The sequence below is a fragment of the Shewanella sp. cp20 genome (assembly GCF_000832025.1).
Classification (GTDB): Bacteria; Pseudomonadota; Gammaproteobacteria; order Enterobacterales; family Shewanellaceae; genus Shewanella.
Genome location: NZ_JPII01000017.1, coordinates 268,714 through 280,504, shown reverse-complemented (window position 1 = coordinate 280,504; position 11,791 = coordinate 268,714). Strand labels below are relative to the sequence as shown.

The 11,791-nt window shown below is 56.5% G+C and carries 13 protein-coding genes; 5 read left to right on the top strand and 8 right to left on the bottom strand.

Annotation, left to right across the window (positions count from 1 at the left end):
* Positions 1-38: 38 nt before the first annotated feature.
* Positions 39-446, bottom strand: a complete 408-nt coding sequence (locus tag DB48_RS05905; RefSeq protein WP_041509360.1) for a thiol-disulfide oxidoreductase DCC family protein — start codon at positions 444-446, stop codon at positions 39-41.
* A gap of 155 nt (positions 447-601) precedes the next feature.
* On the opposite strand from DB48_RS05905, the gene DB48_RS05900 reads away from it, so the two are divergent.
* From DB48_RS05900 to DB48_RS05885, 4 genes are all read left to right on the top strand, one after another.
* Complete coding sequence (locus DB48_RS05900) at positions 602-1,471, top strand: AraC family transcriptional regulator (protein ID WP_041509359.1); 870 nt, start codon at positions 602-604, stop codon at positions 1,469-1,471.
* A 211-nt stretch (positions 1,472-1,682) separates the two neighbouring features.
* The gene (locus tag DB48_RS05895; RefSeq protein WP_052813690.1) at positions 1,683-2,369 is read left to right on the top strand and encodes an AzlC family ABC transporter permease; all 687 of its coding nucleotides are present in this window, start codon (positions 1,683-1,685) and stop codon (positions 2,367-2,369) included.
* Positions 2,369-2,671, top strand: a complete 303-nt coding sequence (locus tag DB48_RS05890) for an AzlD domain-containing protein (RefSeq protein ID WP_041509358.1) — start codon at positions 2,369-2,371, stop codon at positions 2,669-2,671. Before DB48_RS05895 ends, DB48_RS05890 begins: the two co-directional genes overlap by 1 nt.
* A gap of 12 nt (positions 2,672-2,683) precedes the next feature.
* Positions 2,684-2,995 (top strand): NIPSNAP family protein, encoded by a 312-nt coding sequence (locus DB48_RS05885; protein ID WP_041509357.1) that lies wholly within the window; start codon positions 2,684-2,686, stop codon positions 2,993-2,995.
* Positions 2,996-3,045: 50 nt separating this feature from the next.
* On the opposite strand, the gene DB48_RS05880 is transcribed toward DB48_RS05885, so the two are convergent.
* The 6 genes from DB48_RS05880 to DB48_RS05855 form a co-directional block, all read right to left on the bottom strand.
* On the bottom strand, positions 3,046-3,732 hold the full coding sequence (locus DB48_RS05880) for a helix-turn-helix transcriptional regulator (protein WP_041509356.1): 687 nt from the start codon (positions 3,730-3,732) through the stop codon (positions 3,046-3,048).
* 54 nt (positions 3,733-3,786) lie between these two features.
* A complete protein-coding gene (locus DB48_RS05875) occupies positions 3,787-4,248 on the bottom strand; it encodes a GyrI-like domain-containing protein (RefSeq protein WP_041509355.1) in 462 nt (153 codons plus the stop codon).
* Positions 4,249-4,352: 104 nt separating this feature from the next.
* A complete protein-coding gene (locus DB48_RS05870) occupies positions 4,353-4,757 on the bottom strand; it encodes a VOC family protein (protein ID WP_041509354.1) in 405 nt (134 codons plus the stop codon).
* A 162-nt stretch (positions 4,758-4,919) separates the two neighbouring features.
* The gene (locus DB48_RS05865; protein ID WP_041509353.1) at positions 4,920-6,674 is read right to left on the bottom strand and encodes a phospho-sugar mutase; all 1,755 of its coding nucleotides are present in this window, start codon (positions 6,672-6,674) and stop codon (positions 4,920-4,922) included.
* Positions 6,675-6,922: 248 nt separating this feature from the next.
* On the bottom strand, positions 6,923-7,828 hold the full coding sequence (locus DB48_RS05860) for a GGDEF domain-containing protein (RefSeq protein ID WP_041509352.1): 906 nt from the start codon (positions 7,826-7,828) through the stop codon (positions 6,923-6,925).
* Between the two features lie 90 nt (positions 7,829-7,918).
* Positions 7,919-8,797, bottom strand: a complete 879-nt coding sequence (locus DB48_RS05855; protein WP_235375350.1) for a transporter substrate-binding domain-containing protein — start codon at positions 8,795-8,797, stop codon at positions 7,919-7,921.
* A 174-nt stretch (positions 8,798-8,971) separates the two neighbouring features.
* Here DB48_RS05855 and DB48_RS05850 point away from each other — a divergent pair, with 174 nt between their 5' ends.
* On the top strand, positions 8,972-9,835 hold the full coding sequence (locus DB48_RS05850) for an RluA family pseudouridine synthase (RefSeq protein WP_041509351.1): 864 nt from the start codon (positions 8,972-8,974) through the stop codon (positions 9,833-9,835).
* Here the strand turns inward: DB48_RS05850 and DB48_RS05845 are convergent.
* The gene (locus DB48_RS05845) at positions 9,825-11,786 is read right to left on the bottom strand and encodes a monovalent cation:proton antiporter-2 (CPA2) family protein (RefSeq protein WP_041509350.1); all 1,962 of its coding nucleotides are present in this window, start codon (positions 11,784-11,786) and stop codon (positions 9,825-9,827) included. The genes DB48_RS05850 and DB48_RS05845 overlap by 11 nt on opposite strands.
* Positions 11,787-11,791 lie beyond the last annotated feature (5 nt).

Here is an 11,791-nt window from a genome sequence, read left to right as displayed (position 1 = left end):
TCTAGAAAGTGCACTCGAGAAAGTGCAATCGAAAACGTTCACTCGATAAACCTGTCCCTGTCGATATCCTCTGGCAGGGCGCAGGTTCTTCGGCCAAAGAGGCGATAACGCCGGTTGGCAATCTGATTGTAAACCCAGTCTCTTAAGGAGCGGGGAAGCCACCTCAATAGCTTCAACAAGGGCCAGAGGCCGTCGAGTCGACTGGCCACCGCCAATGCCGCCTCGCTCTTAGCCGACACGCCTGTCTCATCCAGCAGATAGAAGCTACTCAGATCCTCAAGATCCACCAAGATACCCTGCGCGGCCAATAGCCGCTGGGCCGTCTCACTCTGAACCGAGGCAAACTTAAATTGCCGGCGTCTGTCACGCCTAACGATAAAGCGCACCGCGCCGTGGCACAGATTACAGCTGCCGTCGAAGATCACCACAGGGGCTTGTCGCGTCATGGGTTACACTTGTTCTCCACCTCGTATGAAGCTCGACCATAGCATCGGCGATAGAGGATGACAATTTTGTACAAAAGCCGCTGCGAGTTTTAGGCTAAGATGAGCTTATCGACTCGCCACCCTCAGACATATATCGCGCTCACAGCAGCAATCCTATGAACAAGCACAGCAGTAAAGAACAGGCACACTTTAGCCTAGCCGATGAGCTGGGCGGCATAGAGCTACTGAATGCTAGCTATCAGAAACAAAACTTCTCGCGACATAGTCATGAGGGCTATACCGTGGGGGTTATCGACACCGGCGCCCAGCGTTTCTATCGTACCGGCGGCGATCATGTTGCCCCACAAGACAGCATCATTCTTGTCAATGCCGATGAGGTGCATAATGGCCGTTCGGCCACAGACAATGGCTGGTCTTACCGGGCCATGTATCCGCTCCCCGAGCAGTTTGCGGATATCGCAGCAGCCATAGGCACTAAGCGCACAGGGGCCCCCTACTTTCCCGAACCTGTGGTAAAAGATAAGCCCCTGGCCGATCTGCTACGTCTAACCTTCGAGACGCTCACCGGCTCAGATAACGCCCTGCTGCGAGAAAGCCTCATCTATACCAGCATGGTGAAACTGATGACACGCCATGGTGCCAGTCGGCCACCCGCCGACACGGCTAAGACAGCTCAACGCCAATTGACGCTAGTTAAGCAGTTTCTCGATGATATGCCCGCCAGCGACGTGTCGCTAACGGCCCTCGCTAACTTGGCCGGAATGAGCCCTTATTACCTAATAAAACAGTTTCAGCAGTGCTTCGGCCTGCCACCCCACGCCTATCAGATCCAGAGTCGCATTCGACTGGCAAAACAGAAGATCCGTGCAGGCGAGCCGCTACTTGATGTCGCCCTCGGCTGCGGCTTTCACGATCAGAGCCACCTCAATCGCCACTTCAAGCGCGCCCTGGGCGTCACACCGGGGCAATACGCTAAAGAAGTTGAGCGCAACAATGTACAAGCCAGGCGAACCCATTTCTTGTAAGGTCGAGTTATCTCTCTAGCACCTATAGATAAGCATCAAGACATTAGCACCTAGACACACGCTCATAAAAAAACAGGCATCCAGACACAGGCATATAGACACAGGCATATAGACACAGGTATATAGACACAAGATGACTCAGGAAGCTCAGACTGGCGCCAAGGGCCCAACACCTCAAGACACCCAGAGTAGCGCACCAGGCATTAGGCCGATGCGCGCCGCCCTTAAGGGGGCCCTGGCCATATCCCCCTTAACCCTAGCGGTCGTCCCCTGGGGCATACTCGCAGGCTCCTTCGCCATCGATGCAGGGCTCACGCCGCTACAGAGTCAAGCCATGTCAATGCTGGTCTTCGCCGGCGCGGCGCAGTTAGTCGCCCTGGGGATGATCAAGGCAGGCATTGGCCTAGTCAGCATCTTAATCACCACCTTACTGATCACCTCACGCCACCTGCTCTATGGCATGGCGATGCGCCCGCAGATCAGCCCACTGCCCCTAAGATGGAGACTCACCTTAGGCTTTCTACTCACCGACGAGCTGTTTGCTATCGCTAACCTTGGCAAACAACGTATCTTAGATCCCTGGTTTGCCTTCGGCGGCGGTTTCAGCTTCTATCTGGGCTGGAACCTGGCCACGGCTCTGGGGATCACCCTGGGCCATAAGATAGAAAACCTGGATACACTGGGGCTGGATTTTGCCATCGCTGCCACCTTTATCGCCATAGTGGTGCCCGCGGTGAAGAGCCCCTCTGTCTTGGTATCTGTACTGGTGGCCATGGTTACCAGTGTGGTGTGCGCCCTGATGGAGCTACAGGCCGGGCTGCTTATCGCCTCGCTTACCGCCATGGCCTGTGGCCAGTTTTATGCTAAGTTCAGTGACGAAAAAGGGAGACAAGTGTGATGATCTGGATAACACTGCTCTCCATGACGGCGGTGATCTTTCTCAGCCGTTATCTGTTTCTCGAACCCAGACTGCCCCTACGTCTGAGTAAGAATACACTGCAGTTTCTCGGGTATTCGGCGCCCGCAGTACTCACGGCCATCGCCGCCCCCATCGTCTTCGTGCGCGACCAGCAGCTGGCTATCGGCCTAGACAACAGCTATCTGGTCTGCGCCCTGGTGGCCGTGCTGCTCGCCTACTTTACCCGCAACACCCTGCTAACGGTGTTACTCAGCATGGCACTGTTTTTCGTCATACATTAAGGAGTGATTAAGATGGCTGTGACCTGTCACGTAAAATATATTATCGATCCGGATCAACTGGATAAGTTTGAGCACTATGCCAAGCTCTGGCTACCTTTAGTCGCCAAATTCGGTGGACAACACCACGGTTACTTCCTACCCAGCGAAGGCGCCAATGATATCGCCCTGGCGCTGTTCAGCTTTCCTTCGCTTGCGAGCTACGAGCAATACCGTGACGCCTCACAGCACGACAGGGAGTGTATCGCCGCCTTCGAATACGCCAAGCAGCATAAGTTCATTCGTCGCTACGAGCGCAGCTTCATGCGCCCACTGCTGCCGGAATAACTCGCTACTTAAGCCATAAACAGAGCCTAAAATTAAACCAGAGCATCCCTTTAGCCTGCCCCATGCTTCGCCTGCATCATGGCGATATAGTCAGGCATCTCCTGGCCCGGCGCGTGGGGAAAATGGCTGGCGAGCGGCAACACGCCCGACATTCGATCGATGCGGAAATTACGAAAATCGTCGCGCAGCTCGCACCAGGCCAGCAGGGTCCAGACCCCTTGCCAGTAATAGAGTGCCAGGGGGCGTACCCGTCGCTCGCTGCAACTCTGGTTAACATCCTGATAGCTCAGCAGAATATATTCCCGCTCTCTGGCACTCTTGCGCAGCAGGTCGAGAAAGATAAAGCCTTGGTCATGGCGATAAAAATCGGGGGCAAACATCAGCGACTGATAGGCCTTGAGTCGCTCGGGTAACACGGCTTCGACCTTGATCATCGCCTGCTTGGCGGCGCTGGCCAGCTCGTGTCCGCCCTGGGCCTGCACCATACGCATGCCCACCTGTATCGCCTCCAGCTCCTGCTCGTTAAACATCAAGGGCGGCACGCTCACCTCTTGGCGCAGCAGATAGCCGACGCCGGCCTCACCTTCGATGGGGATCCCCGACAGGCAGAGATCCTGAATATCCCGGTAGATGGTACGACTCGAGACATCGAGACGCTCCGCCAGTTGCTTGGCCGTGGTTAGGCGTCTGTGTCTTAGGATTTGCACAATTTGAAATAAACGATCGGCGCGGCGCATGGATAACCCTAAATGATAAGGCCACTCAGTTAAAGAGTGGCCTGGTAGGCTAAGTTATACCTCTACATGGACGCCGATATAGATATCGACACTATCTGTCTGAGAGTAACACTCGAAATCGGTCAGATATTGACGACGATAGGGACAATCGGAGCGTTGAAAATAGGCCCAGATCTGCTGCCAGAGTGAGATCACAGCCTGGGGCATCTCGCCTTGGGCACTAAAACAGAGGTAGTTGCCGCCCTCCAGGGTGAGCTCGGTGAGTTCGCCGCCCTCTGGCTCGATGGCACCAGCCTCAACGGCTGTCATCACGCTATAATCGCCATCCATGTCGCTGGCATAATCATAGTAGACGCCATACACAGGCAGCTTGCCGAAGATCTGCTCGCCATACTGCCCCATAAAGGTCTGCCACAGCGGCGCAATTTCTTGCGTCGACGCCTCAGATTCTGCCCCATTGTTGGTGCGAACACTCATGCCAACCAAGGCCTTAGGCGCGAGGTTTATCGTCTTCATCTCAATTCCTTCTGTTGTTTGCCTTAGCCTATTTAGCTCGCTAGGCGTCGGCGCTCAAGCCATCACTGCATACTACGCCTTGGCATCCTGACGAGTCGTTCAGGCTAGGCGTTCAAATTAGGTGCCCAGAGGCCGACGCGATTGCCTTCACTGTCAACAATGACGCAGCAATAGCCGCACTCCCCCTCCTTGATGGCCATGGCTGGCACCGGGATCTCGACACCGTCTTGCGCTAACTTTGACACCAAAGGCGCGAGATGATCGCTAAGATGAAGGTAAAGAATGCTGCCCTGCTGACTCGGGCGCATCATATCATGTTTCACCAGTGCGATGCTGGCCGCATCCTTAGCCTCTGTCTCTAAGATGGCCATCTGCATGCCAAACATGTTTTCATCACGAAAACTCACCCCCAAATGTGTCTGGTAGAAGGCCTTAGCCCGCGCCATATCTTCGACGGCGATCTCGCCCCAGACCAAAGGTGCCTGTTGTAGTACTTGCTGTTGTTGCATCATGTTCTCCTTAACTGGCGAATGCGACGCTCAACCCTAAACGTCTCCCTCATTCGTCAATAAGAAGAGCTTAACGCCCCCCTACTGACAGCCTGGTGTCAGTAGGGTAGCAAGCCGATAAGAATCATTTAGCAATTGCCAGTTAACCGAGAAAGGTCGCGGTTAAGCTTTCGGCAAGCCCGCCTGATGACGGCTGACGAAGTCCTCCATGGTCGCCTCGGCGCGGCGCTGCACCGCATCCATTCCCTCATCCTCGCCAAAGGGCTCGACCACCTCGTAGTAACACTTCACCTTAGGCTCTGTGCCCGATGGGCGTACGATCACCCTGGCATTGCCCTCGAGGCGATAAATAAGCACGTCGCTGCGTGGCAGGTCGATGGCCTCTTCGCTGCCATCGGCAAAGCGGCGCACGCCCAGGCTGATGTCATCCACAGACACCAGGGCCCGTCCGGCAATCTCACTTGGGCTTAGCGCCCTTAGCTGCTCACCTATGGTCGGGGCACCGGGCTCACCGCTCAGGGCGATACTCACCTGACGGTTGAGGTAATAGCCAAACTGACGATAGATGCTCTCCAGCCTGTCCCATAGGGTCTCCCCCTTGGCCGCCAGCTCGGCGGTCAGTTGCACGAAGGCCACCAGCGCCGACAGGCCATCCTTGTCCCACACCATGCTGCCGACCGTGTAACCCAGCGCCTCTTCATAGGCGAACAGGAAACGATTGTCCTGGGTCTGTTTGCTCATGCCCACATTGGTCAGCCATTTAAAGCCTGTCAGCGTAGTCTCGCAGCGGGCGCCACTGGTCTCGCTGATGCGTGTCAGCAGGCTGGAGGAGACGATAGTGCAGCAGAGCAGGCGTTGATCGTCTCCGGCATGAGACAGCAGATAGTGGCCCAGCAAGACGCCCACCTGATCCCCTGTCAGCATCTGATAGGCCTGGCTAGCGGGCATCGCTGGCGTAGCATCGGGTCTGCGCACCGCCACCGCAAAGCGGTCGGCGTCGGGGTCGTTGGCACAGGCCAGCATGGCCCCCTGTTTATGGGCCTCGGCCATCACCAGATCCATGGCACCCGCCTCCTCAGGATTAGGGAAGTTGACCGTAGGGAAGTCGCCATCGGGCTCGCGCTGGGCCGCTACCGAGTAGACCAGTGTAACGCCGATATCCTTAAGCAGGGTCTCGGCCATCTCGGCGCCTACCCCATGCATGGCGGTATACGCCAGGCTTACCAGCTCGGGACGGGTATGATTTTGCAGCACCTCGGCCTCTAACACCCCCTGACGATAGGCCTGATAATAATCCGCTTCGAGCATCACCAACTTGCCACTCTCAATCGCGACATCCAGGGGCAGCATATCCACCGGCGAGTTGGCCGCCAGCTCGATACGTGCCGCGATCCCCGTATCATGGGGGGGAATGATCTGCGCGCCATTGCCCCAGTAGACCTTATAGCCATTGTATTGAGGCGGATTATGACTGGCGGTCACCACGATACCGGCCGCCGCCCCCAGATGCAGTACGCCAAAGGCCACTAAAGGCGTGGGTGCCACCTTACTGGTTAAAAACACCTTGAAACCCGCCGCGGTGAGTACGCTGGCGGCATCTTCGGCAAACTGTTTGGAATCGTGGCGACCATCGTAACCTATGATCACCCCGCGACTGGCGGCATTCTCCACCTGCGCCTTGAGATATTCGGCGACGCCCTTAGAGGTCTGCTGCACCACGAGACGGTTCATCCGCATCGGACCCGCCCCCACCACGCCGCGAATGCCTGCGGTGCCGAATGTGAGGCGTCCGGCAAACCTTGCCGCCAACTCCTCTTGCGCGCCTTGATCTACCAGGGCCTGAATCTCGTCGCGACTCTTGGCGTCGCTATCGAGACTCAACCAATGTTTAATCCGTGCCTGTATCTGTGTTTGCATAATGCCTCCGCTGCACCTGTTTCCCTTAACAGTATGGCTGCCTGTCGGGCTTAACAAGTAAATTTGCATTAAAGATTCATCAAATTAACTATAGAAGATAGACGCAGATGCCTCTGCTGGCTTAAAGCTATAGTGATATATTCATGGTGCGACCATGTGGCTGATTTTCCAATGACAATCGCCAATAAACGACATAGGCGATTCGAGGGCCTGGCTAATGGAAAAGCCAGGCGGAAAAATAGCAGCAACTAGGGGATATAGCTTAGCTGGTTCTTGCCTTGCTCCTTCGCCCGGTAAAGCGCCTTGTCGGCGCGCTTGAGCGTATCCTGGTAGGAGAAGTCATCGGTCTTGATCCCTGTCATGCCCACGCTGATGGTCGCCAGTAGTCCATCCTCCGCCAAGGCAGATAGTGCACGATTAAAACTTACATGCAGCCCTTCGACCATGGCCATGGCCTGACTCGGCATGAGGCCTGGCAACACCACCACAAACTCATCGCCACCAAATCGATAGGCATAGTCGGTTCGGCGAAACTCACTGCGGCAGATCTCGGCAACCGCCAGGATGTTCTCATCCCCCTTTTGGTGGCCTTTCGCGTCGTTGACCTGCTTGAGATTATCGATATCTAACATCAAGATAGTGGTCGGCATCCCCTGCTCGCTGAAGTTATCGAAATGCAGGGCGAAGTCTCGCTCGAGACGGCGACGATTAAACAATCCGGTGAGCTGATCCGTGTCGCTCAGCTCTCTGAGCTTAAGCTCAAGTTCATGGCGTTTGGAGATATTGCTGGCGACCCAGAGCACCACCTCCTCGCCGTCGACGCGAAAGTCCAGCGCCTGGATCCGCCCCTCGAACCAGATGGGCTCCACGGGGCCTTCATCGGGGAGCCCCTTCACATCCTTGTTGCTCAGCTCATACTCTTCGATCAGCAGATGGCGACTCGAAAGCGCCCTGTCTATGGTTTGCAGAAACCAGGCGGCCTTAGCGGGTTTGATCACTTCATGTAGGTAGCTACCAATCAGGCCGCGACCATCGTGATAATAGCGGGCATCGCTGCCACCGAAGACGGCCACATATTTGCCGCTACAGGATAGAATAAATGCGGGATCCGGCATTGCCTCAAGCACGGCAACCATCTGCTCATTTGCGATCATACCCCCTCCCCATAGAGGCCGTCAGACTAACGCTATTCTAGACCTTATTTGACGCCAATTTGGTAAAAATTGCCAGATAATTCAACATGCTCAATCGAACCACAATGCCGATTCGCTGAGCAAATTCTTACTTGTCTGTGACAAAAATGGATTATCCAGGCGAAAGACTCGCCGCTCGGCGAGCTTGGCCCGGCCAAGCATACCTTCTGTGATGGCATGATGATAAAAAAGCTCGTCGAAACTGCCATCGAGCAAGGCCGCCCGCAGGCCATATTCGATCCGCTCCGCGAGTGCCGGATTGTCAGGGCTAACAAAGAAGTAGAGTGGCGCGGGATAAATGACAACTAAGTGGGTGTCGACCATGAGCGCAGGCCTGTCGCTAACCTCATCCCAGGGCTCATGCAGTGCCCGCAGGAAATAATCGAAACGGCGTTTCTCCAGCATGGTCAACAAATTATGGGCCGCGCCGCGAACCAGGGTAAAACCCTGACGCTGTAACACATCGCTGTCTGGCCAGTCGCTGCCCTGCCCCACAGGAATCGCCTGTAACTGCTCTATGGTGGTGATGTTGGCAAAACGCGCCGCATCCTCTGTGCGTATGATGGCGATACGGTGCCCCATTAACCCCTTGAGCAAAGGGAAATAAACCGCCCGCAGCTGGCGCTCACGCTCCATGCTGGTCATGGTCCACACCACATCCAGCTTGGCCTGCTCCACCAGCTTGATGGTGCGCCCCTGGGGCATCTCCATCTCCACCGGCTGCAGGCGGTAGTCACCATATTGGTCTTGGCTCTTCTCCATCGCCAGGCGCAGCAGGTCGATATAATAACTCTGTTTGGGATCGACAAAATGGGTCGACAGATTGTAGCGTATCTCTGTCACCTCGGCCCGCGCTGCCATGCTGATGCAAAGGGTAATCCACAGGCTAATGAGCAGTGTCATCCACCTCATCAGGCTAAATTGCCGCATCTTGCTCCTCCCTGATGCCACCTTGCTTGAGTATAGCAGCCAAGGGGCGGTCAACTATGATGAGATTAATTCCCTTGCCGATTAAGCTGCCGCCGACGACAAGGGGACAAAATAGTGTAAACTGGCGGGGTTTTTCACCCGAGCGCTCTCCAATGCGCAAATGATGAGTTCAGCATGCCTCTAGACCCCACACTACACCCAGTCGAACATCACCTCAAGGTCAGCCAGACGCAGAATGACGCCTGCACCCTATTGGCCGAGGCGAGTGGTCTCTCCAAGCAGGAGATCAAGCAGGCGATGGCCAAGGGGGCGGTGTGGCTCACCCGAGGCAAATACACCCAACGACTGCGCCGGGCCAAGAAGCCGCTAAAGATCGGGGATCAGCTCCACCTCTACTACAACCCCAAGGTGCTGGCCCAGCAGGTGGAAGATGCCCAGCTTATTCTGGATAAGGGCGAATACAGCATCTGGTATAAGCCCTACGCCATGTTGTGTCAGGGCTCCAAATGGAGCGATCACACCACCATCAACCGCTACGTGGAGACTCACCTCACGCCCCAGCGTCCCGCCTTTATCATACATCGTCTGGACAGGGCCGCTACCGGCCTGGTGATCATTGGCCATAGCAAGACCACCACGGCAGCGCTGGCGACGCAATTCGAGCAGCGCCAGCTGGATAAACAGTACCGGGTGATCGTCAAGGGCGCGTTTCCCAAGCAAACCCAGACCATAGACACTCAGGTGGATGGCAAGGCGGCGCGCTCCCACGCCAGCTTAGTGGCGTATGATGGCGAGCTGGATATGTCGCTGGTCCAGGTCAAGATAGAGACCGGCCGCAAGCATCAGATCCGCATCCATATGGCCAGCATTGGCTTTCCCGTGGTGGGCGACAGACAACATGGCGATGCGCAGGCCGGCGATCCTAACTTGCAGCTCACCGCCTGCTTCCTGGATTTCACCTGCCCCCTAGACAAGCAGCCTGTGCATGTCGAGCTGCCAGAAGCGCTGCAGCCGAGTCTTTCCGCCCTTAAGGCTTAATCTCTTCCTCTGGCGGGCGTAATGGCAGCGGCTCCTCACCATCGAGCAACTCGTCATACCCCTTGGGCGGCGGCGTCCAGCCCCGCTCGCTCATGGCATACTTGTCGTTGCGATCCCGTGCCATGGCGGCCTTGATGGTCTCCTCCAGCTCGATAAACAGCTTGCGATAGTTGTTATCGAACCGCTCGCCACTGCTGTCATCTTTCCAGGCGCCATAGAGCGTGTCGGAGCTGCGCTTCTCTATACGCTTAAAGGTGTTCTTCTGCTGCTCCACATGGAAGGGGTGAAATCCCAAACACTTCATGGCATCGGCGCCCAGCTCCAGCGCCGACAACAGGGTCTCCTTCTGGATAAAGTCGGCGCCGGCGTCTCGCAGCAGATAGGCATGGCCTCGGTCAAAAGCCCGGGCCAGCACCTTCACCTTGGGATAGGTGTGCTTCACATATTTCACCAGCTCCACCGAGCTGTCTCGGTTATCCATGGCGACCACCAACAAGGCAGCCTCCTCTATCCCCGCCGTATGCAGCAGATCCGGGCGGGTCGCATCGCCAAAATAGCTCTTCACATTGATGCGGCGCAGCATATCCACCTGGCTAATCTGATGATCCAGCACGACCGTCTTGATGCCGTTGGCGCTGAGCAGGCGATTGACCACCTGACCGAAACGGCCGACACCGGCGATGATCACGCTGCCGTGCTCGTCGATGTTATCAGCCTCGCGCTCAGCCTCGCTGGTGCAATATCTCGGCTCTATCACACGTTCAAACAGGATAAACAGGCCGGGAGTCAGCATCATACTCAGGGCGACCACCAGTGACAGCAGCTGTGCCAGCTCACCAGGCAACACATGGTTTTGCACAGAGAAACTGAGCAGCACGAAGCCGAACTCCCCGGCCTGGGCCAGGCTCAGGGCAAACAGCCAACGGTCACTCTGCCCTATCTTAAACACAGGGGTGAGCAGCAAGAGTACCAGGGCCTTCAGCACTATGATCCCAAGGGTTAGCCCCAGGATGAGGCCGAGATCCTGCCACAGAATGCCAAAGTCGATGCCGGCGCCGACCGTGATAAAGAAGAGCCCCAGCAACAGCCCCTTGAAGGGATCGATATTGGACTCCAGCTCATGGCGAAACTCGCTGTTGGCCAGTACCACGCCCGCGAGAAAGGTCCCCAACGCAGGTGACAGCCCCACCAGACTCATCAGCGCCGCGATGCCGATCACCAACATCAGCGCGGTGGCGGTAAAGATCTCCCTCACCCCGGATGAGGCCACGAAACGAAACAGGGGACGGCTCAGGTAGTGACCGCCAACGACTAATATACCGATGGCCGCCACCATCACCATGGCGTAGGCCCAAGGCGGCAGGCCGGCAACCAGGCTCATCTCCTCATGCTGCGCCGCCATCTGAGTAGCCGCCTGCTGCGCCTGTTCCACCAGTTCGGGCAGGGCCAGCAGCGGAATAAAGGCCAGCATGGGGATCACAGCGATATCCTGAAACAACAGTACCGAGAAGGCGTTGCGGCCACCATCGGTGCGACCGAGCCCCTTCTCATTAAAGGTCTGTAGCACGATCGCCGTCGACGACAGGGCGAAGATAAGGCCTATGGTGAAGGCAATACTCCACTGCTGGCCGAAATAGAGGGCGATGGCCATCACCGCGCCCGTGGTCAGCAGTAACTGCAGCCCACCCAACCCCAGCAGGCGGTGGCGCATGGCCCATAACATCTTAGGCTCCAGCTCCAGCCCCACCACAAACAGCATCATCACCACACCAAACTCGGCGAAGTGCTGAATGACCGAGGTCTCCTCGCCCACCAGGCCGATCACCGGCCCTATCACCACCCCGGCGATCAGATAGCCAAGTACCGAGCCCAGGCCAAAACGCCTCGCCAGGGGCACGGCGATCACTGCGGCAACCAGATAGATGAAGGCTTGCAGGAAATAATTGGTCATAGTGC

Excerpts from the sequence above, each read along its gene's own strand:
- DB48_RS05860 (WP_041509352.1), bottom strand. The coding sequence starts at position 7,828 with ATGATCGCAAATGAGCAGATGGTTGCCGTGCTTGAGGCAATGCCGGAT.
- DB48_RS05895 (WP_052813690.1), top strand. The coding sequence starts at position 1,683 with ATGCGCGCCGCCCTTAAGGGGGCCCTGGCCATATCCCCCTTAACCCTA.
- DB48_RS05845 (WP_041509350.1), bottom strand. The coding sequence starts at position 11,786 with ATGACCAATTATTTCCTGCAAGCCTTCATCTATCTGGTTGCCGCAGTG.
- DB48_RS05905 (WP_041509360.1), bottom strand. The coding sequence starts at position 446 with ATGACGCGACAAGCCCCTGTGGTGATCTTCGACGGCAGCTGTAATCTG.
- DB48_RS05900 (WP_041509359.1), top strand. The coding sequence starts at position 602 with ATGAACAAGCACAGCAGTAAAGAACAGGCACACTTTAGCCTAGCCGAT.
- DB48_RS05855 (WP_235375350.1), bottom strand. The coding sequence starts at position 8,797 with ATGCGGCAATTTAGCCTGATGAGGTGGATGACACTGCTCATTAGCCTG.
- DB48_RS05865 (WP_041509353.1), bottom strand. The coding sequence starts at position 6,674 with ATGCAAACACAGATACAGGCACGGATTAAACATTGGTTGAGTCTCGAT.
- DB48_RS05875 (WP_041509355.1), bottom strand. The coding sequence starts at position 4,248 with ATGAAGACGATAAACCTCGCGCCTAAGGCCTTGGTTGGCATGAGTGTT.
- DB48_RS05870 (WP_041509354.1), bottom strand. The coding sequence starts at position 4,757 with ATGCAACAACAGCAAGTACTACAACAGGCACCTTTGGTCTGGGGCGAG.
- DB48_RS05890 (WP_041509358.1), top strand. The coding sequence starts at position 2,369 with ATGATCTGGATAACACTGCTCTCCATGACGGCGGTGATCTTTCTCAGC.
- DB48_RS05885 (WP_041509357.1), top strand. The coding sequence starts at position 2,684 with ATGGCTGTGACCTGTCACGTAAAATATATTATCGATCCGGATCAACTG.
- DB48_RS05880 (WP_041509356.1), bottom strand. The coding sequence starts at position 3,732 with ATGCGCCGCGCCGATCGTTTATTTCAAATTGTGCAAATCCTAAGACAC.
- DB48_RS05850 (WP_041509351.1), top strand. The coding sequence starts at position 8,972 with ATGCCTCTAGACCCCACACTACACCCAGTCGAACATCACCTCAAGGTC.